23 protein-coding genes and 2 pseudogenes are annotated in these 25680 nt (G+C 65.8%); 8 read left to right on the top strand and 17 right to left on the bottom strand.

Annotated features, from left to right (window positions below):
• Positions 1–3: 3 nt before the first annotated feature.
• The 6 genes and pseudogenes from ACFWAY_RS37295 to ACFWAY_RS37270 all read right to left on the bottom strand — a co-directional run bounded on the left by ACFWAY_RS37295 (position 4) and on the right by ACFWAY_RS37270 (position 7445).
• Positions 4–1365: a hypothetical protein gene (locus tag ACFWAY_RS37295; RefSeq protein ID WP_378514074.1), complete on the bottom strand. Its 1362-nt coding sequence runs from the start codon at positions 1363–1365 to the stop codon at positions 4–6.
• Positions 1362–2144 (bottom strand): AAA family ATPase, encoded by a 783-nt coding sequence (locus ACFWAY_RS37290; protein WP_378514073.1) that lies wholly within the window; start codon positions 2142–2144, stop codon positions 1362–1364. The genes ACFWAY_RS37295 and ACFWAY_RS37290 overlap by 4 nt, the downstream gene beginning before the upstream one ends.
• A pseudogene (locus ACFWAY_RS37285) lies at positions 2141–3637 on the bottom strand (Mu transposase C-terminal domain-containing protein). The gene ACFWAY_RS37290 and the pseudogene ACFWAY_RS37285 overlap by 4 nt, the downstream one beginning before the upstream one ends.
• Positions 3638–3924: 287 nt before the next feature.
• Complete coding sequence (locus tag ACFWAY_RS37280) at positions 3925–4773, bottom strand: alpha/beta fold hydrolase (RefSeq protein ID WP_378514072.1); 849 nt, start codon at positions 4771–4773, stop codon at positions 3925–3927.
• An 82-nt stretch (positions 4774–4855) separates the two neighbouring features.
• A complete protein-coding gene (locus ACFWAY_RS37275) occupies positions 4856–6304 on the bottom strand; it encodes an aldehyde dehydrogenase (protein ID WP_378514071.1) in 1449 nt (482 codons plus the stop codon).
• A 31-nt stretch (positions 6305–6335) separates the two neighbouring features.
• Complete coding sequence (locus ACFWAY_RS37270; protein WP_378514087.1) at positions 6336–7445, bottom strand: NDMA-dependent alcohol dehydrogenase; 1110 nt, start codon at positions 7443–7445, stop codon at positions 6336–6338.
• Between the two features lie 302 nt (positions 7446–7747).
• Between ACFWAY_RS37270 and ACFWAY_RS37265 the strand changes: the two are divergent.
• Positions 7748–8032, top strand: a pseudogene (locus ACFWAY_RS37265) (MFS transporter); the annotation flags it as partial.
• A gap of 167 nt (positions 8033–8199) precedes the next feature.
• Positions 8200–8550 (top strand): response regulator transcription factor, encoded by a 351-nt coding sequence (locus tag ACFWAY_RS37260; RefSeq protein ID WP_378514070.1) that lies wholly within the window; start codon positions 8200–8202, stop codon positions 8548–8550.
• Positions 8551–8855: 305 nt separating this feature from the next.
• On the opposite strand, the gene ACFWAY_RS37255 is transcribed toward ACFWAY_RS37260, so the two are convergent.
• The 10 genes from ACFWAY_RS37255 to ACFWAY_RS37210 form a co-directional block, all read right to left on the bottom strand.
• A complete protein-coding gene (locus tag ACFWAY_RS37255) occupies positions 8856–10460 on the bottom strand; it encodes a sigma-54-dependent Fis family transcriptional regulator (protein WP_378514069.1) in 1605 nt (534 codons plus the stop codon).
• A 30-nt stretch (positions 10461–10490) separates the two neighbouring features.
• Complete coding sequence (locus tag ACFWAY_RS37250) at positions 10491–11870, bottom strand: MFS transporter (RefSeq protein WP_378514068.1); 1380 nt, start codon at positions 11868–11870, stop codon at positions 10491–10493.
• A 577-nt stretch (positions 11871–12447) separates the two neighbouring features.
• Positions 12448–13404 (bottom strand): amidohydrolase family protein, encoded by a 957-nt coding sequence (locus tag ACFWAY_RS37245; RefSeq protein WP_378514067.1) that lies wholly within the window; start codon positions 13402–13404, stop codon positions 12448–12450.
• Complete coding sequence (locus ACFWAY_RS37240; protein WP_378514066.1) at positions 13397–14164, bottom strand: 3,4-dihydroxy-2-butanone-4-phosphate synthase; 768 nt, start codon at positions 14162–14164, stop codon at positions 13397–13399. The genes ACFWAY_RS37245 and ACFWAY_RS37240 overlap by 8 nt, the downstream gene beginning before the upstream one ends.
• Before the next feature lie 53 nt (positions 14165–14217).
• Entirely contained in the window at positions 14218–14550 is a 333-nt protein-coding gene (locus ACFWAY_RS37235; protein ID WP_378514065.1) for a Dabb family protein, read from the bottom strand.
• Complete coding sequence (locus ACFWAY_RS37230; protein WP_378514064.1) at positions 14547–15659, bottom strand: maleylacetate reductase; 1113 nt, start codon at positions 15657–15659, stop codon at positions 14547–14549. The genes ACFWAY_RS37235 and ACFWAY_RS37230 overlap by 4 nt, the downstream gene beginning before the upstream one ends.
• On the bottom strand, positions 15649–16548 hold the full coding sequence (locus ACFWAY_RS37225) for a dioxygenase (RefSeq protein WP_378514063.1): 900 nt from the start codon (positions 16546–16548) through the stop codon (positions 15649–15651). The genes ACFWAY_RS37230 and ACFWAY_RS37225 overlap by 11 nt, the downstream gene beginning before the upstream one ends.
• On the bottom strand, positions 16545–16838 hold the full coding sequence (locus ACFWAY_RS37220) for an antibiotic biosynthesis monooxygenase family protein (RefSeq protein ID WP_378514062.1): 294 nt from the start codon (positions 16836–16838) through the stop codon (positions 16545–16547). Before ACFWAY_RS37220 ends, ACFWAY_RS37225 begins: the two co-directional genes overlap by 4 nt.
• A 43-nt stretch (positions 16839–16881) precedes the next feature.
• Positions 16882–17337, bottom strand: a complete 456-nt coding sequence (locus tag ACFWAY_RS37215) for a flavin reductase family protein (protein ID WP_378514061.1) — start codon at positions 17335–17337, stop codon at positions 16882–16884.
• 62 nt (positions 17338–17399) lie between these two features.
• Positions 17400–18623 carry an acyl-CoA dehydrogenase family protein gene (locus ACFWAY_RS37210; protein ID WP_378514060.1) on the bottom strand — a complete coding sequence of 408 codons (1224 nt, stop codon included), beginning with the start codon at positions 18621–18623 and terminating at the stop codon, positions 17400–17402.
• A gap of 159 nt (positions 18624–18782) precedes the next feature.
• Here ACFWAY_RS37210 and ACFWAY_RS37205 point away from each other — a divergent pair, with 159 nt between their 5' ends.
• The 4 genes from ACFWAY_RS37205 (at position 18783) to ACFWAY_RS37190 (ending at position 23273) form a co-directional block, all read left to right on the top strand.
• A complete protein-coding gene (locus ACFWAY_RS37205; RefSeq protein ID WP_378514059.1) occupies positions 18783–19883 on the top strand; it encodes an AraC family transcriptional regulator in 1101 nt (366 codons plus the stop codon).
• Between the two features lie 330 nt (positions 19884–20213).
• Positions 20214–20483: a WhiB family transcriptional regulator gene (locus ACFWAY_RS37200; RefSeq protein ID WP_378514086.1), complete on the top strand. Its 270-nt coding sequence runs from the start codon at positions 20214–20216 to the stop codon at positions 20481–20483.
• A gap of 192 nt (positions 20484–20675) precedes the next feature.
• Positions 20676–21860 (top strand): NADP-dependent malic enzyme, encoded by a 1185-nt coding sequence (locus tag ACFWAY_RS37195; protein WP_378514085.1) that lies wholly within the window; start codon positions 20676–20678, stop codon positions 21858–21860.
• Between the two features lie 456 nt (positions 21861–22316).
• Positions 22317–23273 carry a hypothetical protein gene (locus tag ACFWAY_RS37190; protein WP_378514058.1) on the top strand — a complete coding sequence of 319 codons (957 nt, stop codon included), beginning with the start codon at positions 22317–22319 and terminating at the stop codon, positions 23271–23273.
• A gap of 657 nt (positions 23274–23930) precedes the next feature.
• On the opposite strand, the gene ACFWAY_RS37185 is transcribed toward ACFWAY_RS37190, so the two are convergent.
• On the bottom strand, positions 23931–24614 hold the full coding sequence (locus ACFWAY_RS37185) for a DUF3800 domain-containing protein (RefSeq protein ID WP_257226455.1): 684 nt from the start codon (positions 24612–24614) through the stop codon (positions 23931–23933).
• A 442-nt stretch (positions 24615–25056) separates the two neighbouring features.
• Between ACFWAY_RS37185 and ACFWAY_RS37180 the strand changes: the two genes are divergently transcribed.
• A complete protein-coding gene (locus ACFWAY_RS37180; RefSeq protein ID WP_378514057.1) occupies positions 25057–25347 on the top strand; it encodes a hypothetical protein in 291 nt (96 codons plus the stop codon).
• Entirely contained in the window at positions 25344–25670 is a 327-nt protein-coding gene (locus ACFWAY_RS37175) for a hypothetical protein (protein ID WP_378514056.1), read from the top strand. Before ACFWAY_RS37180 ends, ACFWAY_RS37175 begins: the two co-directional genes overlap by 4 nt.
• The last annotated feature ends 10 nt before the right edge of the window (positions 25671–25680 follow it).

The raw sequence follows: 25680 nt of genomic DNA, 5'->3' as shown, positions 1-25680 counted from the left end.
AACCTACACCTGAGGGGGTCGCGAAAGGGCCTGAGCCTCGACGCGGCTGAGCCAGCCGTCCGACCAGGGATATAGCGCTGGAGCCTGGACCTCGCACATGCGCGCTGAGGTGCGCAGGTGTTGGCCGGTGGTGCCGATACCTCCGGACAGCAGCAGGTCGTCGGCGTCGGTCTCGTGCAGTTGAACGTACGTTCGCGCCGCCACGAACAGTGGACGCGCCGCGACAGGGATCGGATGCACAGTCGGACGACGATAGTGGCGGCGCCCGACCGCACCGCTCAGCACAAGCGCGCTAGCATCGCTGGTCAGGGCACTAACTGGAATGGATGCAAGGTGTGGTGCGGGACTGCCGGTGCACAGCAGCGCCGCGAGCGCGGCGGCATGTGTTGGGCTGGGGATCACCGAGCGAATACGGTCGGTGGTCTGCTCGGTAACCGGCACGGTGGTCAGTCCGGGTCCGACACTGAAAGCCAGATTCGGAGGTAGTCCGACGCGGATTCCGTGCATGTGCAGACCGCGTTGGGCACCGCGCAACCGCGCCACCGTGTGGCCACGGGATGGACTCTCGGCCGCCAGCGCGCCGAGGAATCGCAGCAGAGCGACACGGTCCGTGCCCGGCGTCGCCGCCTGCGACAGGCCTTCCCCAGAAGCGGCATCAGCAGCTTGTTCGGTGTGGGCGCGCTCGCCGAGCGAACAGTGGGCTGCCCACCGGCAACCGGCTCGCATGCCCGAGTTGTACACGGCATCGATGCGCGCGAAGTCCTCTGACGAGTGTTCCCGACGTGCCGCGGCCCGGAAGTCGCCGGCGTCCGCGCCGAGCACGATCGGCAACGGCGAGATCACCGTGCCCGTCGAGGGAACCGCCGCCGTCCCGGGTGTTGCCATCGCAGCGACGACGGCGGCATGGTCACCGGTGATCCGCACCGGATACCCGATGACGTCGCGTACGCCGACCGTGTGGGCATGCCAGACCAGTACCAGATGCACACCGGTGGCATGGTGAAGTGTGAGGAGCCGCTGCCGTTGTGCTGCAGTGAGGCGGTGAGCGCGCAGCACCACCAGGTGCGCGATCTGTTCTGCAGCCATCCACGCTGTTACCGCCCGCCACGCGCGCGCAGCGCTGTCGAGCCGGTACGCGGCCAGTCGCGCCGGTGAGTGCCCCAACGCGACGAACAGATCTGCGGCCAAGGATTTCTCGCTCCTGGTCGCCGGGGTGGGGTGCACGGTAACGACCCCACCGGCCGGGCAGTGGGCCGCGAGCAGGGCGCGCGTCACCATGACGTCGTCCCACGGATCCTCCAGCACGGTGATCGACGCTGCCCGCTCGCCGCGGGGGGCTGTGGGCGCCGGCGGATGTGCAGTCATCGACTGCGGCCGGACAGTTTCGAGAACACCCAACCGAGCACCTCCTGGTCGACCTCAACACGGTCGAGTCGGTGTAGTGCGCGTTGGGTGTGTGCGGTGATCTTCGCCCAGGATCGGAAGTTGCCGTGTCCGGCGTGTGTGTCGGCGAACGTGATCACCTCCGGCGTCGCCGTCTCCCAAATCGGGTGGAAAGCGGGAATCACGCGCAGGACCTGCTCGGAGCTCATCCGCCGAAATTCTTGCCAGACGAAGATCCGCGAACTGAGCATCGGCTCGCGGCGCAGCACTTGGTAGCAGTCTCCGCCGCCGACGAACACGATCGCGATGTCGGTGTGCAGGTCGTCCCATAGGTGTCGCCAGTATTCGAAGCACTCCCTCGACATCCACTGGGCCTCGTCACAGACCAGCACCCGAAATTTCTCGGACAGAACGTCCTTGAGGATCCGATCGAACTCGATTGGTTTCGCCGGCGGCGGCCCGCTGACCGCGAGGGCGTCGAAGAGCGTGTGGCGGATGTCCCGCGGGGTCGGACGCGCACGGAATTGCACTCGACATACTGCCTCCGGAACGAGGTCCCGTAGGGACGCGTTCACCGAGAGTGTCTTGCCGAGGCCGGCGTCGCCATGCACACACATCATGGCTTTGGTGTCGATCACGTCGGCGAGGTTGTCGCGGGTGGCGAGCAGGGTATCGGTCGCCACGATATGTGCACCGGACAGTCCGAGGAAGTGGTCGGGCGACTCATCGGCGTCCACAGGCGTCGCCGGGGTGCCTGTCATGACGACTTCGGCTCGTCACCGGCGGCGGTGTCTCTGGGTCGCACCCATCCCAGTGGTGGTGAGCTGAGGGGGAGCAGGCCTGGCCGGGCCCACCGGAGAAGGTCGGAGTCGTGGACGTCGGCGAGTTCGGCTGTCGCTTCCTCGACAGTCAGCGCCTCGAGTCGCTGTGCCGGCGCCGGGACCGTCGTGGCTGCGTACCGCACGCGCCGAGCCCGCTCCGCGGCCGCCAGATCGGCCCGCAACTGACGGGCTTTGCGGGCTCGGGTGCGGCGCACCGCGGCAATAGTGTGCGCGGACGCCTGGTCGGCCAGCTCCGCGGTACCCAGATGAGCGTTGGTGCGGCAGTCGAACACCTCGATCTCCTGGTCGTGGTGGGGCATATATCGCAATCGAACGCTGGTGCCGACCAAGCCCGTCATCCAATCGGCAACGTAGAAGCGGCCACGGCCGAACGCGATGCCCTTGTTTGTGATCTTGCGCTGTTGACGGTGGTCTTCGAGGGTGAACATCCACAGCGTGGCGTCGTCGATCTCCGTGATCGGTGTCGGGTCGGCCTCCCACGACTGCAGAGGGGTCCGCTAGTCCAACTCGGCGATCGTATGCTCGCAGTTCCACCAGTCCACCCAGGCCAGCACCTCGGCGACGAAGGCCTCGAACGTCAATGCCGGCTGCTCGGGATCCACTGGTGCGCCGTTGATTTCCTCCTGGCGATGGGTGTACCGGGGAAGGCCCGCGAACAGTATCCGCTCCACAGCACCGTTGATCGTCTCCACCGTGCCCTTCAGATGTGGGGTGTATCCGGGCAGAGGAACCATCCGCACTGCGAAGACGCCGAGAGCCTCGGTCACGGTCCGAGAAAGGAAGTCCTTGCCTCGGTCGAGTCGCACCTGGGCGGGTAGACCCCCCGCGGGACCGTACGGTGGACGCCTCAGCACGGCCGCCCGCAGTGCGGCCAGAACGCTTTCCCGGTTCGGGTGGCGCGGAGTGACCGCGGTCCCGAGAATCACATCGTGACAGGCATCCACGAACCACGTCACCCAAGGCTTCACCAGCCGACCATCGACCTCGACCTGCACCGGCGCCTCGACATGATCGGCCTCCCACGCTGCGTTCCGGAACGAAGCCGGCCGCTGAAGAAAGACATCGAACTTCCGTCGATCACGTTCACCTCCGCGCAGGCCCGCCAAATCACCGGGCGTGACGTCCTCTCGTATCGCGCGGTGCAGCGTGGACAAGCTCGGCGCCGTTGGACCACCGGCGTTTTCCTGCTGCACGAGTTCTCGATGTAGTGCCGAAGCGTTGCCGCGCCAATACCCCAACCGCACCCGCAACTCATCGTCGATCCGGAAGCGGTCGCGCTCCCCCACCTCGACCGCCGCCGCGCGCCGGGCCGCCACCCACCGCCACACCGTCCGCTCCGCCACACCCAGCGCTGACGCGGTCAACACAACATGCTCGCTAGACAACTCGCCCTGCCGATCGAGCTGAGCCAACCGGTCAGCTGCAGCGCCACGAAGCGCACGCACACCCTCATCGAGCACCACGCACCCAGTCGATCAGGACAACCCGACCGAGAACTGGACTACTGACATCGCCGTGACGAACCACTACTGACATTTCAGTTACGACTCGCAGCTACTGCCCAGACGGTTGAGGGATCCGACAGATGAGCCGCCGCGTCTGTCACCGCTGGTGAACGACATCCGTCGTGCTGAAACTTGTGATCGAGTGCCGTGGCAGGTCGGCCAGCTCGGCAGCCGACCTGCCGGTGAGGGCTTGCTTACGTGAGGGCTGCGGAGTTACGCCAGGCCGGTGCAATGCTGTCGGCCGTACTGACCAGTTGGGTTGCGACGGCTCGCAATGCGGCGGCGAACTCGCGGGGTCGCTCCATGAATGGCAGGTGGTATCCGGGGAACTCCGCCCAAGGCAGGTTCAACCGTTCGGCAATGACGATCGAGGGGGTGAAGTAGTTGCAGCCCCGGTCTTCGCTGCCCGCCGCCATCACGATCGGCACACCGCAGGAGGCCAGTGCGTCCCAGTCGGGTGTGTAGTCACCGAACGCGGCGAACTCGTTGGTGAACAGGTGGGTGATGTTTCCGAGGAACCGTTCGTGTACGTCGGTGGGCCAGGGGTATGTGCCCTCTCCACGCACGGACTGCACGAAGCGCGCGCCGGCGGCCATGACGCCGTCGTCTTCGGCGACTGCGAGTACCTCGTCGAAGAAGCCGCGGTCGGGGTCGTCGTCGGGCAGGAGACCGACGAGGGGCGGCTCGTGCGCGATAAGCCCCCGCACGGCGGTGGGGAAGGCGGCGGTTAGTTCCAGACCGATGATGGCGCCGCCGCTGTTTCCGAAGACGAGTGCACGGCCATCGGCTAGTTCGTCGATGAGGGCTTTGGTGTCCTGAGCTTGTTCGCGCATCGTGGTCTGGGCATCTGTGCGTCCAGTGCTGCGCGAATTGCCTCGCCGGTCGTAACTGATGACGGTGAACGAGTTCTCCAGGAGGCCGGCTGCTTCCGAGTAGAAGCCGGCGTCCCCGCCCGCACCGCTGATCATGAGCAGGGCTGGACCCTGCCCGCGCACTTCGTAATACAGGTCCGCGCCGTCCACGTGCACTGTTCCGTTGAGCATTGTGATGACCTTCTTCGGTGATCCGCCGCAGTTGGGGCGGTGGTGATAAATCGAGTATTCGCTTCTGGGCGAGAATTGGGGGTTAACCGAGGTACACGGACTTCAGTTGCTGGTAGTTGGCGAGGGCTTCGGGGCCGAGTTCGCGGCCGACGCCGCTGGCCTTGACGCCCCCGAAGGGGGCGGTGGGCTCGGGCAGATAGGTGTTGATGCCGATGGTGCCGGTCTGCACCCGCTTCGCCACCGCGAGGCCGCGGTCGGGGTCGTTGGTCCACACCGTTCCGCCGAGCCCGTAGTCGGAGTCGTTCGCGATGCGGACGGCCTCGTCGTCGTCGGCGTAGGGAATCACCGACAGCACTGGGCCGAAGATCTCTTCCTGGGCGATGGTGTGGTTGTTGTCGACGTCGGCGAAGATCGTCGGTTCGACGAACCACCCCGTGTCCCGGTCGGCGGGCCTGCCGCCGCCGATGGTGACGCGGGCGCCGTCACCGCGACCCTTGGCGATGTACCGCTCGACGCGCTCGCGCTGCGCCGCGGTGGCCATCGGACCGATCTGAGTGGTGTCATCGAGGGCGTCACCGACCTTCAGTGCGCCGGCGAAATCGGTGAACAGATCCACGATCTCGGAATACCGCGACCGGGGTGCGAGCACCCGGGTACCGAGGAAGCAGGTCTGCCCGTTGTTGAGAAGCGTTGCGGTGAAGAGTTTCTCGGCCACCGTCTGCAGATCGAGGCCGGCGTCGTCGAGGACGATGGCCGCAGACTTGCCGCCCAACTCCAGCGTGACCGGCCGCAGCAACCTGCCGCACACCTCGCCGATGGACCGGCCGGCCGCGGTGGAACCGGTGAAGCTGATCTTGTCCACACCCGGGTGCGCGACCAGGTGAGCGCCCACTTCGCGGCCACCGGGCACGATGTTGACCACACCGGCCGGGATCCCGGCCTCGACCACGGCCTCGGCGAACACGAAGGCGTCGAGGACGGTTTCCGGGGACGGCTTGATCACCAGCGTGCACCCGGCCGCCAGCGCGGGCGCGTACTTGAACGCGGCGAGGGTCTGCGGGAAGTTCCACGGCACGATCGCCCCGACCACACCGATCGGTTCACGCAGGACGAGGGTGTTGCCCCCGAGCAGTCCGGGGCGGGTCTCCTCGAACGCCGACTCCCGGGCCAGCCCGGCGTAGTAGCGCAGCAGGACCACCGGGAACGCGCCCTCCAGCTGCCGGGCCACGGCAACCGGCATGCCGTTCTGCGCGCTCACGCACTGCACGACGGCCTCGGCGCGGCGCTCGAGCGCATCGGCGAGCCGTTCCATGGCGGCGGCGCGGTCGGCCGGAGCCCACTGCGCCCACCCGGACGGGTCGTCGAACGCACGGCGGGCGGCGGCAACCGCGGCGTCGACGTCGGCTTCCTGCGCCTCCGGTACCGAACCGATCGGCTGCTCCGTGCTCGCCGAGACAGCGGTGATCCGCTTACTCGACGAGGGTGCAACCCAGTCGCCGCCGATGAAGAGAGAGTCGTAGTGCACGTCCATGGAATTTCCCCTGGGGTGTCGTTGAGAAAGGTCAGAAGGTGATGACGCCGCGGAGGTTTCGACCGTCGCGCATGTCCTGGTAGCCGGTGTTGATCTCGTCGAGTTTGTAACTGCGGGTGGCCAGTTCGTCGAGCTTGAGGTGGCCGCTGCGGTAGAGACCGAGCAGCTTGGGAATGTGCAGGCGCGGGTTCGCGGAACCGAACAGTGAACCGACGACGCGCTTCTCCATCAGCACCAGGTCGAGGGCGCTGAGCGTCACGGTCTCCTCCGTGGCGCGATGCAGGTTGGTCACCACCACGGTGCCGCGCTTGGCGGTCATCGCCAGGCTCGCCCCGATCTGGTCGCCCTCGCCGACCCCGGTCGTGTTGACCACCACGTTCGCGCCGCGCCCGTACGTGAGATCGGTGACCAGGGCCTGCGCCTCCTCACTGGTGGCGACCGCATGCGTCGCACCGAACTCGAGGGCCTTGGTCCTCTTGAACTCCACCGGGTCGACGGCGACCACGTACTGCGACCCGCTCAGCGCCGCGCCCTGCACCGCGTTGATGCCGATGCCACCGACACCGACGACGACGGATGTGTCACCGGGCTGCACGCCGCCAGCGAACACCGCCGAACCCCAGCCGGTGACGACGCCGCAGCCGAGCAGGCACGCCTTGTCGAGAGGGATGTCGTCGTCGATCTTGATGCAGTTGGCCTCGCTCACCACGGTGTGCTGGGCGAACGTCCCCAGCAGGCACATCAGACCCAAGTCCTGCCCGCGGGCGTGATGTCGCGCGGTGTGGTCGGAGATCTGGGTGCCGTCACCGAGATACTGACCGAGTTCGCAGAGGTTCTGCATGCCGGCCGAGCACGCCGCGCAGCGTCCACAGGCGGGAATGAACCCAAAGATGACCCGGTCGCCCGCAGCCAGTCCCTCGACGCCCGGGCCGACCTCGACGACGGTGCCAGCCCCCTCGTGTCCGCCGATCATCGGCAGCGGCCACGGCAGGTCGCCGGTGAGCACGTGTTCGTCCGAGTGACACAACCCGCTGCCACCCATCTCGACGAGCACTTCACCGTGCTTCGGCGGATCCAGCTCGATCTCCTCGACGGTCCACGAACCCCCGCGCTCCCACAAGATCGCCGCTTGAGTCTTCACCATGATCTCCTTCTCGAAGTGTCGGACGTCACACACCGTCGTCCGTTCCGAGAAGCATCACAGGCCTGGCGAGGCCGTGCGTGTACCGATTCTGGACACGGTCGCGGGGTGATCCCATGGAATTCTGGCTGTGCCCGTCGGATCCGGTGTCCGTGCGAGTCGACATCCCGCAGTGAAAGGCGCGTATGACATCCGTTCTTACCCAAAGCTGGGTGAGCTCCCGGCACCGTCGAGCGGGCATCTGGGTTGCCGCGCTCACGCTGTTCGCGGTGATCTTCACGGGATACGACCTGGTGGTTCACGGCACCATCGGTACTCAGGTGCTCATCTACGGGTTCGCCTCCGGCTACTACTCGACCGCCGCACGCTGGGCGGGAGTCGCCTGGTGCGCCGGGTTCGGTCGCCTCGGCGGTATCGGCGGACCACTGATTGGGGGAATGCTGATCAGCGCTGGAATGAGTGCCGCCACCGCCTTTTACGCTTTCGGTGCGATCGTCATCATCGGTGCCCTCCTGACGTTGTTCGTGCCGAACTCGGTCGAAGGCATCTATCGTTCCGTCACCGAGAATGAAAGCCTCGCTCGGTGAGCACAGGGGAGATGCACGCGGTCCGTGGCGTGCCGGTGCGACAGCGTCCGAAAGCGGCGGGTCGCTCGCGGGAACCGGACACAGCGCCTCAACAGGTGTCGCCGGCGTACCCGCTTCATGGCCGGAACCAATCGATCGGGGATGATCCCGCTCTGAGCAGACTGTCCGTGGTCAGCACACTGATCGCGCGAAGTCCCGACGGGAACCGAGATTGGCAGCGGTGCCTCGTCCTTCTCGACGAAGCCATCGAACTGGTTCGGGCACGAGTAGCTCAGACAGATTCCGAATGGCTCGCGAGGGTAACCGGGCTGAGCCCCCGCGAGCTCGAGGTAGCACAGGCACTCGGAACCGGGTTGTCCAACAGGAACATCGCCGAAGAACTCTTCATCTCGGAGAACACCGTCAGATTCCACGTTCGCAGCATTCTGCGGAAACTGCGGGTCAAGAACCGCTCCGCAGCAGCGGCCACCGTCGCCCACTGGAGCGCGACCACAGACACCTCGACTCGTGAGGGCTAGAACGAGGCAGGCCAATCACTCCGGGAGGGCTGCGAGTTGCTGCTGGTGGGATCTGCCCTCGCCGAGAGTGTCCGGAGGAGTGATCGAAGCACGGCCACGTGAGGGAACACGATACCGAGGTGTAAGCCTGACGATTCCGGTGTGAGCGTAGTGCCCTACGGGTGCCGGGTTCGCCGCAATACGACGCCTACGACGCCTACAACGCCTACGACGGTGCACGCGTCACGGCCGCACGTCATCCCTGGGTCACGGCAGGTCGAGAGGTCGGGTCCGCCTTCTCTGTCAGGCTCACCGGGGGAGTGAAATCAAATGATTCCGTACAACCGGATGGCACGGTACAGCGTGGTGCGGCTGATCCCCAACTGGAGCGCGGCCGCCTTCTTGTTCCCTCCGACGTCCTTGAGTGCCTTGACGATGGCGTCGCGCTCGGCCTGTTCCAGCGCGGTCAGCGGCCGGGTCATCCGGCCCCGCCACTGCTCGGGGAGGTCACCGACCGTGATGTCCCCTACGCTGCGGACGGCGGCGGCCGCCCTGACGGCAGTGTGCAGTTCGCGCAGATTTCCGGTCCACTGCTGTCCGGCCAGGGCTTCCAGCGCGGCCGGTGTGAAACGCACCTGCGTCGCCGCGCCGAGATCGGCGAGCATCTTGTTCACGAGGGCGGGAATCTCGGGCCGACGATGCCGCAGCGGCGCGAGTTCGATCCGCTTGGCGCAGTGGGAGACGAGGGCCGCATGCTCGGGCGGCAGATCGTCGAGCGGTGCACTGGTCACGATCACCCGGGCACGCGCGGCGCGGAGATCCTCGGCCGTACGCCGAGCAAGCGACGACGGAAGGAGATCTACCGCCTCGAGGACGACACAGCCCGGCTCTGCGAGCCGGCTCCGCACCTGCTCCGACCACCTCCGGCTACCGCACTCGGCAACCTGGGCTGCGTCGAACCAGGCACTCGTCTCGTCCGCGGCGGCTGCCCGGGCCGTCGTCGTGCGACCGGTACCCGGCTCACCGGTGATCAGCACCGACCCGATCGGCGCGGAGGGACCAGGCGGCAGCGTCGTCGCTCGGGCGGTCGGCTCGGCGCCGAACGTGAACAGCGCCGCGCCGCTACCGGGGATCCGCAGAACCGACGCCGTGAGGAGCCGTCCCGCCGACAGCTGCACGTCATGCGTGATCTCCCGGTCCAACGGTGCCTCGACGGCCAATGCTCGCAGGAGCGCATGGTCCGCCGGTTCCAGGATCTGCACGGCGGCGGTGTTCGCGAGCAGAATGTCGTCGCCGATGGCGATCACCGGCCGGGTCCGGGCCCGGACCGTCGCGTCCTGGAAGCTGCGGAAGATCCGTAGCTCGGCCTGCCGTGATTCCTCGAGGAGCCGCTCCCCGATCTGGCGGGCCGCCCGAATCACGAACGGCGCCAACAGCGGGCTGTCGTCCTCGCTGAGACAGGTGATGTCGAGGACGCCCTCGACCCGCCGGGTCACCGGGTTGACGACGGGCTGACCGTAGCAACTGAACTTCTTCAGAGCCTCGATGTAGTGTTCCTCCCCGCGCACGGCGAGCCCGCGACGGAGTTCGAACGCGGTCGCGATCGAATTCGTCCCCGTGGTCTCCTCGAGGAAGCGGCGGCCGGCCACCGTGCCGACCTTCTCGAGCTTCGGTTGCAGCTGTCGTTCGCCGTAGCGAAGGTCGACGAGCCGGGCGTTGCGATCGGCGAGAAGGACGGCGAAGCCCGTGCCCTCGAGTTCCCCGGCCATCTCGTCGAGCACCGGCGTCGCCGCGACCATGAGCCGGCTGCGACGGTCGACCTCCTCGATCGCGGCGGCGTCGACGGACGCACCGGGGAACAGCCCGCTCATCGCCACGCGCTGCCAGGACTGTGCGATGAGCGGGCGTGACGAATTGTCGAGTTCGGTCATGTCCCGACATTCCCTTCCAAAACCTGGTGATTACTGCAACGAGTGTGATGCTGTGGACGGGGCGACACCGCCCCCGCCGGAAAGGCCCGACGCTGATGGGCTGGTTCGGCTGTGGCTGGGGTTGCGCACAAAGAAGGTGACGATTCCTCCGATCATCGCCAGAACCGCGAACACATAGAAGGCGCTCTGACTGCTGACCCCTCCGGCGAGCAGGACACCACCGATCACCGGACCGAGGATGCCGCCGAGGCGACCGAACCCGGCGCACCAGGCGACTCCCGCCCCGCGTGCGGCGGTCGAGTAGTAGCCGGAGACGAACCCGTAGATGAGCACCTGAGTACCGATGGTGCCGACACCGGCGACGGCAACGGCGATCAGCAGCACTGGCAGCGGAGCGCCGAGGGTGAGCAGCACCATTGCCAGCGCCGCCAGGAAGAAGGTGGTCGTGATGACGCGCTGGGGACCTGTGGAGTCGGCGACTTTCGACGCGAGCAGGCCGCCGACGACGGCACCACCGTTGAGGACGAGCAGGAAGGACAGCGAGCCCTTGGCGTCGAATCCGGCGTTCTCCATGATCTTCGGCAGCCACGTATTCAGCCCATACGACAATAACAGTGCGACGAAACTCATCATTCCCAAAAGTAGGGTGCCCCAGCGGTATTGGTGGGTGGCTAATGCGGCGAATCCGACTTTGCCGGTATCGGTGTCGGTGGTGGTGTCGTCGGCGGTGGGCAGTGGGATTCCGGTGCGCGCCGAGACTTCGGCGGCGCGTGCGGTTCGGCCGCGGGCGAGGAGCCATCGGGGGGATTCGGGGAGTTTGACCAGGGCCAGGGGAAGGAGGGTGATGAGCGGCAGTGCACCGATCCAGAACATTCCGCGCCAGCCGATCGCGTCGCGCAGCACGATCGCCAGGAGGGAGGCGAGTACACCGCCGATGGGGACGCCGCTGCAGACGATGGCGTTGTAGAGGTTGCGTTTCCCGGCCGGCGCGAAATCGCCGACGGTGGCTATTGCCGTGGCGACCAGGCCGCCGATACCGATGCCGGTGAACAGACGCATGAGACCGAACATGGTGAGATCGGTCGCCAATGCTGCGAGCCCCATGCCGATCGAGAACCAGGCGATGTTGATCAGCATCATCCGACGCCGGCCGACGAAGTCACCGACAGCCCCTGCCAGAAGCGCCCCGATCATGACACCGATCAGTGCGTAGGAGCCGAGGACACCGGCGTGGCCGGCAGAAAGCGGGCCGAGCTGGCTGGGATCGTCGACGAGGATCGGCAGCACGGTGCCGTAGACGACCAGATCGTACCCGTCGAACATCATGACGAGGGTGGCCAGCGAGACGACCCAGAGAACGCTACGGCGATGGCCTGCGCTCTCCCAGGTGTCGGGTGAGGGGTGTGTCATTCCTGGACTCCGTTGCTGTGAGGGAGGGGGAAGATCCTGGGTAAATCAGGGGTGGTGGGGACGGCTGCTTGCCGGCGCTTCTCCTGTAGGAGCGCTCCGGTGTGGACGCCGGGGAGTTCAGTCGAGTTGTGATCGCCACGAAAGGTCGATCACGAGGAGTCCGATCGCTATTACGGTCGGTCGACAGGTCGAGCACGAGCACATCAGAGTTACTGCGTGAGACGCAGACACATATTTGGGAGTCGGCAGCTTTCTCCTCGTCTGGTGAGGTAGTCGTCGCGGTGATCGGGCGAGCCCGCGAGCACTTCACTCACACCGGTGCCGCAGATGCCTTGTTCGCACGAGATCGTCGAAACCGACGTTCTGGAAGCAGTTCAGGGTCGTGGTCATGAACCCGCCGGGCCCGCACACGTACAGGTGTGCGCGAGGATCGCAGTTGCGTGCGAGAGTTTGTCGAGCTCGGTGCGCACCCCTTCGCTGTCGAATCCCAGATGCACGCGCACGTGTTCCCGGAACTCCCGGCCGGCCACCGGAGCCAGGTCGGGGACAGCGGATTGCACAAACCCGATCAAGGGTCTCAGGACAGGGCGGTAGCCGGGTGCGCGGTCGTCGCGTTCCTGCGGAGCAGCCGGCTGGCGTTCTTGTGGTCGATCCCGGCGCGCAGTGCGGAATCGAGGCCGAGCTCGTCGTAGAGCGTTCGGAAATAGGCCACGCCCTTGTCGGACGCATGGGGCCAGTCGCTTCCGAACAGCACGTGGTCGGAGCCGAAGAACTCGAGGACGGTGGGCAGAGCAGTCGGGCTCGAGGCCTGGGCGATATCGACGTGGAAGCGACGGAAGTCGCCGAGGAACTCGTCCACTGTCCGATCCGCGTCGAAGGTCGACGTCATCGCCAGCCGGTAAGCCGCGAAGGGGACGAAACCACCGCCGTGGGAGAGGATGAAGTCGAGGTTGGGGTGACGACCGAGGGCCCCGCTGCGAACGAGGCTCACAGCCGTGCGAGTGGTATCGAGCAGGAAGTCGGCGATGTACGGCGGAATTCCTTCTGCCGATGGCCCCGGGAGCTTCGACGGATGGACGAACACGGTCGTGCCTCGGCGATCGAGTTCGGTCAGCAGCGGCTCGAAGGCAGGATCACCCAGATAGGTGCCGCCGATGTTCGCCAGCAAGATGACACCGTCGGCACCGAGTTCATCGAGCGCGTAGGCGGCCTCGGCGATGCTGCCCTCCACGTCGGGAAGCGTGAGAGTGGCGAAGAAGCCGAAGCGCCCGGGGTGGCGCTCGGTGAGTTCGGCGGCGAACTCGTTGACTTCCCGGGCGAGATGCCGTGCCCGCATATCGTCACCGAAGTGGACACCGGGAGTGGAGACGGACACGATCGCGGTCGCGATCTGATGGCGATCCATAGCCGCCAACGCGAGATCTTCACTCCAGTCCGGGGACGGTAACCCACCCGCGGTCAATCCCAGCTCGTCGAGGCGGGCACGGTAGCGGGGAGGGATGATGTGATTGTGGACGTCGATGCGGTCAGACATGCGAATTACGACCTTTCTGGAGCGATCTACTGCTCGGAGTGAGCGTTCGGTGCCCACCGTTCGGACGGGTGGAGCCGGCGGTGCTGGCGAACACGGTGGGGCGTGTCCAGCGCGGGACGTCGGAGGGGACTCCGGTCGACGTCGCGCCGGCATACAGCGGCAATCGTTGAGCGAGAGCGAAACTCGTCGCTTCCTGCTCGTCGGCCATCGCGGCGGGATGCTGTTCACTGACCAGATCGGCGAAGACCAGGCCGCCCTGGCCGGTGGCAGCCAGCTGCAGGGCAAGCCGGGGGACGGCCCGCTCACCACTGTATCCGGGGTCGACCGCGGTGACGACGAGGTGACCGGGCCGAACCAGATCCTCGGAAACGGTCCGCGCATCGGCCAGCACACGCGCTGTTCGCGCCCGGTCGGCCGCCGAGATCCCGGTGGTCACCCCCTGCGCGGCGTCGATGCCGATGCATTGCCGATAACCCTCGATCGACGGGCGTGAGGGCAGCGAGGGTGTCACAGGGATGAGCAGGCGGTCACAGACCGGGGAGGGGAGTGCGAGCTGCAGAAACCCCGATGAATACCGGATGGCGAAGGCCGTCTGCGCGGTGCTCGCGGACTGTGCGGCATAACCCAGTCGCGCCCGGTCCCCGTCCCAGAGGACGACCGTCTCTCCCAGCGCCAGCGCCTGCTCCACCGGTGTCGATGCGGCGGTTCGGTGCACTCGGGGACCCGCGGCGTGGATGGGTGCGTCGATGTTAATGGTCATGATGCTCCGAACAGGGAAGGTAGGAAAAGATGGTCGCCTCAGCGGGTGCTGGATCAGCTGAACGGGATCTGGGTCGAGGTCCGGGTACGCGCCGCAGGTGCGATGAGCTCGGAGATGATGGCCTGGTGCCCCTCGTCGACGGCGTACGCCTGGTAGTTGGTCCTGTTGTCGAAGAGCGCGACGATCCCGAAATCGGCGGTGTTCTCCCGAAGCGCGAGATCGGTTCCGGCGCGGTAGAACAGCAGTCCGGGGACGGTGGTTGCGTACTTGTTCAGCGCTTCGGCAACGCGGCTGCCGTGATCGCCGTCCACGTCCTCATTCCAGGTGATGTGCACGCTGTGGAGGACGGTCTCCGAGGAAGCGGTGGCGGGCGGGAAATCGTTCACGAGGGCTCCTTGCTGAGGACTGTGTTGAGTGCGGTGGCTGTGGTCGACGGATGTGGTTGCCGACCTGCCCATGCCCGCTCGAGAAGGATGTCGACATCAATCTCGTTGATGGGTCGAGGATTGTGATAGGGGTTGGCGGTCACTTGGCGTGTCACCTCGGCGATGTCGCTCTTCTCGAATCCGATGTCGGCCAGGGAGAGGGGCATCGGTAAGGACTGCTGGAGGTGCCACAGCGCTGTCCACGGATCGCCGTCACCGAAGACACCGGTCAGGGCGGTGACCATGTCGGGGGCGAAGGGGGCATTGAAGGCCAACACGTGGGGGAGCACGATGGCGTGGGTTTGCGCGTGCGGCAGATTGAAGCTGCCGCCGAGGACGTGACACAGCTTGTGGTGCAACGACATAGTGGTAGCACCCAACACCGCTCCGCAAAGCCAGGCTCCGTAGAGCGCGTCCCCCCTGGCTCCGAGGTCGCCGGGGCGGTCGACCAGGCGTGGCAGTGCGGCGGCCAGTGCCCGGGCTCCTTCCCGTGCCATCATCGACACGATCGGGGACCGATCGGGGGCATACAGGCCTTCCACCGCGTGGGCGATCGCATTCATCCCACTGGTAACCGAGACCGAGACCGGAAGGTCGGTCGTCAGGGCCGGGTCGTAGACAACCGCGCGGGGAAGGACCGCCTGATCCCGACCGGTGCGCTTGACCCGATTCTCGGTGATACCCCAGACCGGGGTCATCTCCGAGCCGGCATAGGTGGTGGGCACGGCGATGATCGGCGCACCGGTCCTCAGTGCCAATGCCTTGGCCAACCCGATCGCCGATCCACCTCCGACCGCGAGATACCCGTCGCACCCGAGCTTTCGACTGTGCTGCTCACACATCTCGACGACGCCGGCCGGAACATGCATCACCGCTTCCGCCATCACATCGACGACCGCCGCGCCCACGGTCTGTGCGACCCTGTGCGCCAACGGAGCCCGGTCGGGAGTGCAGATCACCACGACCCGGCTGATCCCCAGCTGCCGTACCTGGTCGCGAAGCGGACCGAGACCTTGTCCGAACGCCACGCGCATCGGCAGAGCGGTGTAGGTAAACGGGTCAGTGGGCATCAGTGGCCCCGGCCTGATCGGGGGCGAGAATCAAATCGACTGTCGCCATGGCTGACCCGACGTCGACACCGTACTGCCGTGCCTGGTCGGTGTCGACGGTGCCCAGGTCCCCGACGAGGGACTGCTTGACCGCGAACACGGCGTCCGAATCGAGGTAGGGGCTACCGGGCAGGAAGATATGCGTCGTCAACGGTCGGTACCGGTCGGATTGGGCGATGAAGTGGATGTGCGCGGGCCGGTACGGATGCCGGTCGGTCGCGTTCAGCAACGCGCCCACCGGACCATCGGTCGGAATCGGGTAGTGGCTCGGCGGCACGGTGCGGAACCAGAACCGCCCCTGCTCATCGGTGGTGAACAGACCGCGCCCGTTGCCGGCCGGCTGGGTCCCCGGCTGCTGGACGTCGTAGAAGCCCTCCTCGTTGCATTGCCACACATCCACCGTGGCGTGCGGGAGAACCCGTCCGTCCGTGCCGCGCACGGTGCCCGTGACCAACAGGTGATGCGGGCTTCCGACCTCGTCGATCGTCTCGCCGAGTTCCCGGGTGGGTGAGACGGTCATGTGGAAAGGACCGAGCACCGTGCTGTCGGTGGCCCCCGGCGCATGCTGATCGTTGATGGTCTCGACGAGCATCGAGACGCCGAGGACGTCGGAGAGCAGGACGAACTCCTGCCGGACCGGGTCGCACTTGTGCCCGACAGCGGTGAGGAATTCGATCGCCGCTTCCCACTCGGGAAGCGAGGGTTCGATCTCCCGGACGAATTCGTGCAGGTGCCGCACCAGGGCGCTCAGGATGGTCTTGGTGCGCACATCGGGTGTGCCATCGAACGACCGGATGACCTCATCGGTGAGACTCCGGGCGTCGATGTCGGCGGTTCGGGGCACCGTCATACCGGAGCGTCCTCGAAGTGGGCGACGGAGGGGGTCTCGGTGAAGAAGCCCCCGATCGCCTCCGCGAGCAGCTTCCCGTTGATCGAGGTAGCGAACACCTCGGTGTGGTCTTCGACCGAGTCCCAACCCACCCGCAGAAGATAGAGGCCGGGGTCATCGACGCTGCGCACGATCTCGACCGTCTTGCCGCCGTTGGCGTCGAGGAGATATTTCTTCGCCCGGGCAAAGGCGTCCTCGAACTCGGTGCGCTTGTCGGCATCGATCGTGATGTGGGCGTGTTCGTAGATCATGGCTGCTCCGTAGTGATCATGGGATGAAGACCCAGGGGTGCGCTCAGGCGCTAACGAGGTGGTCGAGGTTGAGGAAGGAGCCCTGGTGGTACACCAACGGCAGGTCTTCACTCAGAACATGCAGCTTCTGCACCTGGCCGACGACCTGAACATGGTCACCGAGCGCACGGGCGGAATGCTTGGAACATTCGAGAACCACCGAGGCTTCGGCCAGGATGGGGTCGCCGTCCTCGGAGGCGGTCCAGTCGACGCCGGCGAAGCGGTCGATGCCCTTGCTGGAGAAGGACCGGCACCGGTCGGCCTTGCTGTGACCGAGAATGTTGATGGTAAAGGTGTCCGAGTCCTCCATCAGTGGCCACGTGGTCGACTGCTGGTCGACGAAAAAGGTGACGAGCGCGGGTTCGAGTGACACCGAGGCGAACGATCCGACCGTCAGACCGACCGGTCGGCCGCCGGCGGTCGTGGCCACGATGGCCACCGGGGTGGGTACGTGCCGCATGGACCGACGAAACGTCGTCGGATCGACCTTTGTGGCGGTTCGAGCAGCGTGTCGGTTCATGGCTACACATCCATCGTGAGCGCGTCGTCGGCGCCGATGAGCAAGCGCCCGTACACCTCTTTGCCGACCTCGGGAGTGACGTAGGCGTGCCTCCCGGCGATCTCCGCGTCGCGCCAGATCCGGTTGAGGACGTTGGCATCGGCGAACGAACCGGCCCCGTTGGTGGTCATCAGAATATCGATTCCCTCCTTGACCAGTTCCGCGATGATGCCGGTGTTGTTGCGGATCCGCCCGCGGGTGATCAGGTCGGGGAGCTCGCCACGAGCGGCCGCGTTGTCGATATCGGCGGTGGCCTGCTGCATGAGCAGTTCGGCGAGATTGAACTTCGTCGCGGCCGCTGCCACGCCGAGCTGATGCGTCGGCGAGTTCTTCGCCGCCTTGTATTTGGTGTAGGCCACCATCTTGTTCGGCAGCTTCTCCAAGGTCAGCTCCATCGCGTGCCGGGCCAACCCGAGCTGGGCACCCACCAGGATCAAAGCTGCAACCGGGATGAACGCCATATTCGAGTTCCGCTCGGTGTTCTGATGCGGGGTGGCGAACTCCGCCTCCCGCATCGCGACGAAACGCTGAATCCGGTGATCGGGGACGAAGTGGTCCTCCACGACGATGGTGTCGCTGCCCGAGCCCTTCATCCCGGCCACGAACCAGGTCGGCTTGATCGTCCACGCCTCCTTCGGGATGAGCGCGAGCGCCCGCGGATCCTCGCCCTCCTCGACATCGAGTGCGATACCCAGGGTGGCCCAGTCCGCGGCGAACGATCCAGACGAATACGGCCACTGGCCACTGACCATGTAGCCGCCCTCGACCCGCTGCGCCTTGCTGCCGGGAGTGAAGATGCCGCAGCACTTGGCATCGGGGTTTGCGCCGAACACCTCGTCCTGCGCCTGCTGGGAGAACGTGGTCCCGAACCAGGTGCACACATTCAACAGGGCCACCGCCCACGCGGTGGAACCGTCCCCCTTCGCGACCTCGGCGATGGTCTCCATCGCGGTCCGCAGGTTCTCCTCGTAACCGCCGTAGCGGCGTGGAACGAACAGCTTGAACAGGCCCTCGGCCTCAAGTGCGGCAATCACCTCAGGCGCGGCACGGCGCTCGGCGGACCCCTGCTCGGCGTACTCCCGGATCATCGGAATGAGCGCGGTCGCCTTGGCGACGACATCCCAGTTCGGCCGCGACGCATCGACGTCGGTGATCTGGGGGGTCGTGGACTCGAGCGTCTGAGTCATGATGGGTCTCCTCTACACTGATGCATATATGTGACCGGCGCCACTATGAGTCGACGGTAGTAATGACTGACGAGCCGCGAAATCCGCTTTACGTGATCGGATGTCCGCTACCGGAAACGGGATGGCCGAGAACATGCACAACGACGCAAGAGGTTGACGATGACAGGCAACGCGCGAAGCCGTGGCGGCGAGGAATCGAGCGCTCAGTTCCCGGTGTCACCGCGGGCCAAACCGGCCCTGCGCTGTGTCACCGAAGACATTGAAGAATTCCGGGACAACCTGAACAGCGTCTTCTACCCTGCCGAGGTCAACCTGGTCGGTGCCCGAGTGCGGGCAGCCCCCGCGGAGCTGTCCGCGGTGCGGCTGAACCACCTCACCATCGGCCGCGCCCGCTTCGGGAACGAGGCGAGCGTTGATCCCGGTGACCTGGGCACCTACCACGTCAACGTCCCGTTAGTCGGCGAGGTTGTCTCGTGGTGCGGCGATCAACACACCATCGCAACACCCCGGCGCGCGGCGGTCTTCACACCGAACCAGCACACCATTCTTCCGCTCTGGCAGGCCGACGCCACCCAGATCTGCATCAAGCTCGACCGAGCCGCTCTCGAAGGCGAATTGGCGCACATACTCGGCCGGCCGGTCGACAAGCACATCCGCTTCGACCTCGAGATGGATTTGACCAGCCTAGCCGGAACACTTTGGCTCTCGACGCTGAAACTCCTCCTCGATACGCTCGACGATCCGACCAGCACACCCAACCCGGGGCTGATGCCGCAGATCGAATACCTCGAGAGGGCACTGATCTCGGGCCTGCTCGTCCAGCAGCCACACTCGATGACCTCACAGCTCTACGCGCCCACGGAGGCAAGTAATCCGCGAGCGGTACAGAAGGTCCTCAATCACATCGAGTCGTTCCCCGGTTCTCAATACACCATCGGTGACCTCGCCGTCATCGCCGGCGTCGGAGCACGCCAGCTGCAGAACCTCTTCCAGGAGCAGTTCGGGATGTCCCCGACCACCTACATCCGGCACATACGTCTCGAGGGAGTGCGCACGGACCTTCAGCAAGGTGATGACACCACCAAGGTCAGTGACGTGGCGTTCAGCTGGGGATTCAACCACCTGGGCCGGTTCGCCAACCATTACGAGCGCAAGTTCGGGGAGACGCCCTCCCAGACGTTGAGAGCGGCGCTGAGGTCGTCCGCCCCAGCCCGGACCGCAAACGCCACCGACATCAACTCGTTTCGATCGATCAGATAGTTGCATCAACCCCGGCCATGTAGGCCAACTCATCGTAAACGAACTCACCTCGGCGATTTCGCATGACGGACAAGTCACTTCGCGGAACGGATTTCCCTCGTTCTCGGTGCCGCCTACGGTCGAATGGGATCTGGATACTTGGCAATCGCGACCTGGCGTAACGCGAATGGGGAGTGGAACTCCGCGCCTGTGCAACAAACATTTCCATCGACCGCGATTCGACACCAGGAACGTCCCCAATAATCTTATGTGAGCAACGGAGTTGGTCCGGTGGAACGACGGCAAGGCCTAGCAGTACTTTCACCGATCACCGAGACGTGGGCGTGGCAAATGCAAGCCCGCTGTCGATCGATGGATACCGAGTTCTTCTTCTCCTACGACGGCGAAGGTCGCGGCGCGAGGGCCCGCAGAGAGCACGCCGCTAAGCAGATCTGCCATCAGTGTCCCGTCCAGCACGAATGCCGCAACCACGCGATCGAGGTTGGTGAAAATGGTGTCTGGGGTGGTACCTCGGAGACTGACCGTCGAATGTCGACGTGTTTGAATGCACTGCAGCACAGACCCTCTGAATCTGATCGGACCTTTAACGTGAGCGTCTGATCGGTACGTGGCCCATACCCTCTTACGGCGGAGGGCTCACCGCTCGCCTAGTCCTAGTTGACGCGCTCTCGACTCGTCTGCGGAGCGGTAGGGATGGCGGTCCGATTTCCCACCGAACCGCCGCCGAAGACCCATTTCCGGATCGGCAAATCATTGGTTCCGCGTGGTTTCGCGCGACAACAGAAGGACTACGTGGTGATCACAACAGAGGCTCTTAAACAGGTCGAGCTGACCGACGAGGAGATCTTCGCCGGCCACATCGGGGGGAAGCTCTCGGTCGAGACCACGACCGCCCTCGATACCCAGCGCGCCCTGTCCATCGCCTACACCCCCGGTGTCGCGCGGGTGTCCCGCGCCATCGCCGCCGACGAGACCCTCGCCGACCGGTATACCTGGACCAGCCGCCTCGTGGTCGTCGTCTCCGACGGTTCCGCGGTGCTCGGTCTCGGGGACATCGGCCCCCGCGCCTCGCTTCCCGTGATGGAGGGCAAGTCCGCCCTGTTCAAGAGCTTCGCGGGCCTGAACTCGATCCCGCTGGTCCTCGACACCAAGGACCCCGACGAGATCGTCGAGACCCTGATCCGGCTGCGCCCGAGTTTCGGTGCGGTCAATTTGGAGGACATCTCCGCGCCGCGCTGCTTCGAGATCGAGAAGCGGGTCATCGAGGCGTTGGACTGCCCGGTCATGCACGACGACCAGCACGGCACGGCCATCGTGGTCCTGGCCGCCCTCAAGGGTGCGGTCAAGGTGCAGGACCGGGAGCTGTCCGCGCTGCGGGTGGTCATCTCCGGTGCCGGCGCCGCCGGTGTCGCCTGCGCGAACATCCTGCTCGCCGCGGGTATCGCCGACGTGACGGTCCTCGACTCCAAGGGCATCGTCTCCAAGGATCGCCAGGATCTGAACGAGGTCAAGGTGGATCTGGCCGCGCGCACCAACCCGGCCGGCCGCCGCGGCGGCATCGTCGAAGCGCTCGACGGGGCGGATGTGTTCCTCGGGGTGTCCGCGGGCACGGTGCCGGAGGAGTTGATCGCGACGATGGCGGAGAATTCGATCGTGTTCGCGTTGTCGAACCCGGACCCGGAAATCCACCCGGACGTCGCCCGTAAGCATGCGGCGATCGTGGCGACCGGGCGCAGTGATTTCCCGAACCAGATCAACAATGTGCTGGCCTTCCCCGGGGTGTTCCGTGGTGCGCTCGATGCCGGTGCCCGCCGGATCACCGAAGGTATGAAGCTCGCCGCCGCCGAGGCAATCCTCTCGGTCGTCGGTGACGAGCTGGCTGTAGACAAGATCGTTCCCAGCCCGCTCGATCCTCGCGTCGCCCCCGCTGTCGCGGAGGCAGTCGCGAAGGTCGCCAGAGAGTTGGAGACCATGTAGCGAACTTCGCAGCGATCGCTCTTCTCTGGATTTGTCCAATCATCCGCGCCGCCCGCGACCTGCTGCCCGACCCCGGCCGCTCGATCACCTCGATTGCCAAGCTGCTGGGCGTCTCCCCCGGCACCCTCTACAACCACATCCCGGACCTCCGCGAACTACGCGCCGGCGCCGTGCCCCGTCAGATCGAGGCCCCGACGAAGTAGACGGACTCCAGCAAGATCAATCTCAGCGGCACTTTCTGTACGCCAACTACACACCCGATCATGCGCCCACCCAGGCGAGAAACTGCGCCAACGCCGCACCACCTATGTGAGAAACGCGCCAGATCGACCGAGAACGACCACCCACGATCTCATCGGGAGGTAGTTCAGTTAAGTGTCTTTAGTTACGTCTCTTTAAGATACAACTAAACGGAACTATAGATACGAAAGCGACTAAACGAGTAGAGTGGGTGCGGTGACGACCAACGACATCGACGGCCCGGGCGATCGCCGGGGACGGTGCGAGTTCCCCGGCGGGTGCAGTCGACCCAGCCTGGACGATCCGAAGGCGGGAAGGCCGTCCAAGTACTGCGGACAGGCCGATCCCGGTGGCCCGGTGCACAACAAGGGCAACGCGTGGAAGGAGCGCCGACGGCTCGCGACCGTCGGCGCGGGGCAGGCCGAGCCGTCAGTCACCGGGGATGACGGTGGGGTGACGGCGCCGGTGTCGATGGCACGGGCCACCCTCGGTGTACAGCTTGAGGAGCTGCCCCGTCGTCTCGCGGAGCTCCGCGGTTTCCTCGAGACCATGACCGAGACGATCGCCTCGGTGACCGATGTCGAGGCCGTCGCCGCCGAGGTCGATCAGGCCCACGTCGAGGCGCTTGCGAAAGTAGCCGAAGCGGAACGGTTGCGGGGCGAGGAGGAACGTCGCCGCCGTGACGCCGAGACCCGGGCGCGTGAACATCAGCAGGCACGGGAGGAGGCCGACGCCGCCGCAGAGGACGCATACGCGGAACTGGCGCGGACCCAGACCGAGACCGCTGCCGCCGTGGAGGACGTGGCGAACCGTGAACGTGAGGCACGCGCGGAACTCGAGCGCATCCAGGCCGACGCCGAGGAGAGGATCGCGGCCGCCGAGGCCGAGGCTCAGCTCGCCCAGACCCGAGCCGAAACGCAGACCGCCACAGCGCAAGCCGCCGTACAGGAAAGCCGCGAGAATGTGGACCGCCTTCGCGGGGAACTCGCCGACCAACGCACCGAGGCACGTACGGACCGCGACCAGGTTCGCGCCGATCACGCCGCACAACTGGCCGAGGTCCGGCAATCGGCCGCCGACCGTGTCGACGCACTGACCACCGCACTGCGCGCCGCGGAGCAGACAATCGAGGAACTACGGCGGCAACCGGGTGGCCGTGGCGCCGGCACCTGAACCAACGCCGGCACCTGAACCAACGCCGGCTACCGGGATCGGCCCTGGCGGACCGGTGACGCAGGTACCGGTCGGAGCGAGCTCGCATGGGGCTCGGGATCGCGGACAGTGTCACCTTCGCTTCGAGTGGTGGGGTGCTCGAGGACCAGTCAGAGCAATTCAGCACGCGGGAGCTCGGCACGATGAAGGATGAACAACTTTCGTGAGCGTGCGTTGCTTCACGCAGCTCTCGCAACGGATGTTGAACGAGGTCTACGACGTCCTCGACGGGGCCTTCCAGCTGGGCTCACGGCTGCGGAGCCGCTCATGAGCCCGGACCTGGCGGGCAGATTCGGCCGGGTGAGGCTGCTGGCGGTCTTGGATTCAGTCAGCTTCCGTGGCGTCAAGTAGTTTGTTGAAGTGGGTGTGCACCAGTGCTTTTGAGGATTTCTGTGAGACGCACCGCCCCGCCACGGTCCGTGTGCTTACATCAGGTGCGTCCGAGGGGCGGGCAGTGGAACCGGCCAGCGCATCAGCCCGGAACCGGTGGTCACTAGGAGCGTCGGGAATCGCCTACAGGCCGTCACGCCAGTTTGCTCCATGTGGATCAGCAGCGTAATCTAGCTGTTGCAGACCCCCCCACACCTGTGGAGCAGGGGGTCTAGCTGTTTCTAGGGTCTACATTTCCTGTGGTCGCCGCTTGGGATCGCGCTCCGACAAGTAGTCGCTGTACCACTGAGCAGCAAACTCATTCTTCGGATGGTGGTCCACCGCAACGTTGGCTGACCACGCAACGAGATCCGCCATTTGGACCAGTTGCGATCCCGAGGAGTCGATGTGGATGGCATCCTCGATGACGCGGCGTTCTGCCAAGGCAAGACCCCGGTGGGTTGTCCGGTACGAGCTGTCGCTGCCATCGCCATCCATGAAGATCAGACCCAGCGAATCGGTTGCGGCCAGCTCACACTCGACACGGCTGACGAGGTCGGCATACAGCTCCCTCTTGGTTCGTGCAAGGTCATCGGGTTTCCCCCATCGGTAGACCGCGCCGAGGGTCAATCCCTCGGTGCACCGCAGGGTCTCCAAGCACTGGTGTGCGACTTCGCGGCCGAAGTCTTTCCAGTATTCGCGGCCGTCGTGGATGTGCCGCTCGGGGATACGTTTGGAGATGCGGCCACGCCCGTTCGCGTAATCGGTGGTGTGCAGCTCGGTGGTGATCGGGATGCCGAACTCGCGCCAGAGGAGTTTGCGGGTGTCCAACCAGCTACGAAGAACCGATCGCCAACGGTCCGGGCTGAACTCGATCCATCCGTACACTGCTAGTCCGGATTGCGGATGACCCGAGTCATCGACGTAGATCATGCGATCGAGGCGCGCTGGCATGGCCCTGATGATGGCTCACTCGTTCCGATCCCGTGTTACCGGGAGCGCGTTCCCGCTATTGGGTGTCATCAGGCGCTGTTGTCTTCGTGGTCAGAGCCGGTTGTCGAACGGCTGACCCGAGCCACCGTGGATGCCGCATCATCCATTCCGATGGCATTCGAGGGTCAGGTTCCCCGGAAATACGACAGCCGATTCACCCACTGTGGTGGCGAATGCGGGACGTCGCCCGTGAGTAGTGATGGGACCGCCGCGATGACCAATAACGCCGCGCAGGAGAAGGCTGCCCGCGCCTACCAGCCCTGGGGCCTTCGTCACCCGGGTCGGTGCCGCGCAGGGAAGGGCTCGGGATGCGCTGGAGCGTGGCATGACACCCTGTCACGAGACTTCACGCCCGCCGACCGTTGGGAGGACCCGCACCGCCATGACCACCTGGACCCTGTGGATCGGCGCCCTGCTGGTCGTCGGCGGTTCGGCCGCCCACCTCAAGGACCAGGCAGCGGCGGCCCGGGCCCTCTGGGCCCTCGCGGTGCTCGCCTTCGTGGCCACGGCCGCCTCTGCGGTGTTCACGTCCGAGTTCTCGCTGCCGCTGCTACTGATCCTCGTGGCCGCGATCACGGCGACCGTCGCCCTGGTCTCCGTCACCCGAGAGCAGGCAAAGTCCGTCATCCGGGAGCCGGGAAGGTCTGCGGCCGCGCGACGGGACGCGCAGTGATCACCGCGGTCTGCGCCGTCGTTTTCGGTTTCCTGCTCGGGGGTTCCGACCTGGCGGACCGCTGGCGCACCCGCCAGTTGGAGCGGGCGCGGATCGCCGAGATCGCCGCCGGTCTCGACCGTTTCCAGTGGTGGGTGCTCGAGGACCTCGCAGACGCACGCCAGGCGTTCCTGAACCGGGACCGCGCATCGGGGGACGAGCAGGTCCGGGCGTTCATCGCGGCCCGAGATGCCGCCACCAAGGTCGGCATCCCCGACGAATTCGCGGTCTACCGGCTGGCCGACCAGATCATCCATGACCGGGACCGGCACGCCCTCATGTAGATAGGCGGGC

This window comes from Rhodococcus sp. NPDC059968, assembly GCF_042738615.1.
Taxonomy (GTDB): Bacteria; Actinomycetota; Actinomycetes; order Mycobacteriales; family Mycobacteriaceae; genus Rhodococcus_F.
This window is presented reverse-complemented; position numbering and strand designations above follow the sequence as displayed.

Excerpts from the sequence above, each read along its gene's own strand:
- ACFWAY_RS37295 (WP_378514074.1), bottom strand. The coding sequence starts at position 1,365 with ATGACTGCACATCCGCCGGCGCCCACAGCCCCCCGCGGCGAGCGGGCA.
- ACFWAY_RS37290 (WP_378514073.1), bottom strand. The coding sequence starts at position 2,144 with ATGACAGGCACCCCGGCGACGCCTGTGGACGCCGATGAGTCGCCCGAC.
- ACFWAY_RS37280 (WP_378514072.1), bottom strand. The coding sequence starts at position 4,773 with ATGCTCAACGGAACAGTGCACGTGGACGGCGCGGACCTGTATTACGAA.
- ACFWAY_RS37275 (WP_378514071.1), bottom strand. The coding sequence starts at position 6,304 with ATGGACGTGCACTACGACTCTCTCTTCATCGGCGGCGACTGGGTTGCA.
- ACFWAY_RS37255 (WP_378514069.1), bottom strand. The coding sequence starts at position 10,460 with ATGACCGAACTCGACAATTCGTCACGCCCGCTCATCGCACAGTCCTGG.
- ACFWAY_RS37250 (WP_378514068.1), bottom strand. The coding sequence starts at position 11,870 with ATGACACACCCCTCACCCGACACCTGGGAGAGCGCAGGCCATCGCCGT.
- ACFWAY_RS37245 (WP_378514067.1), bottom strand. The coding sequence starts at position 13,404 with ATGTCTGACCGCATCGACGTCCACAATCACATCATCCCTCCCCGCTAC.
- ACFWAY_RS37240 (WP_378514066.1), bottom strand. The coding sequence starts at position 14,164 with ATGACCATTAACATCGACGCACCCATCCACGCCGCGGGTCCCCGAGTG.
- ACFWAY_RS37230 (WP_378514064.1), bottom strand. The coding sequence starts at position 15,659 with ATGCCCACTGACCCGTTTACCTACACCGCTCTGCCGATGCGCGTGGCG.
- ACFWAY_RS37225 (WP_378514063.1), bottom strand. The coding sequence starts at position 16,548 with ATGACGGTGCCCCGAACCGCCGACATCGACGCCCGGAGTCTCACCGAT.
- ACFWAY_RS37220 (WP_378514062.1), bottom strand. The coding sequence starts at position 16,838 with ATGATCTACGAACACGCCCACATCACGATCGATGCCGACAAGCGCACC.
- ACFWAY_RS37215 (WP_378514061.1), bottom strand. The coding sequence starts at position 17,337 with ATGCGGCACGTACCCACCCCGGTGGCCATCGTGGCCACGACCGCCGGC.
- ACFWAY_RS37210 (WP_378514060.1), bottom strand. The coding sequence starts at position 18,623 with ATGACTCAGACGCTCGAGTCCACGACCCCCCAGATCACCGACGTCGAT.
- ACFWAY_RS37205 (WP_378514059.1), top strand. The coding sequence starts at position 18,783 with ATGACAGGCAACGCGCGAAGCCGTGGCGGCGAGGAATCGAGCGCTCAG.
- ACFWAY_RS37200 (WP_378514086.1), top strand. The coding sequence starts at position 20,214 with ATGCAAGCCCGCTGTCGATCGATGGATACCGAGTTCTTCTTCTCCTAC.
- ACFWAY_RS37185 (WP_257226455.1), bottom strand. The coding sequence starts at position 24,614 with ATGATCTACGTCGATGACTCGGGTCATCCGCAATCCGGACTAGCAGTG.
- ACFWAY_RS37180 (WP_378514057.1), top strand. The coding sequence starts at position 25,057 with ATGACCACCTGGACCCTGTGGATCGGCGCCCTGCTGGTCGTCGGCGGT.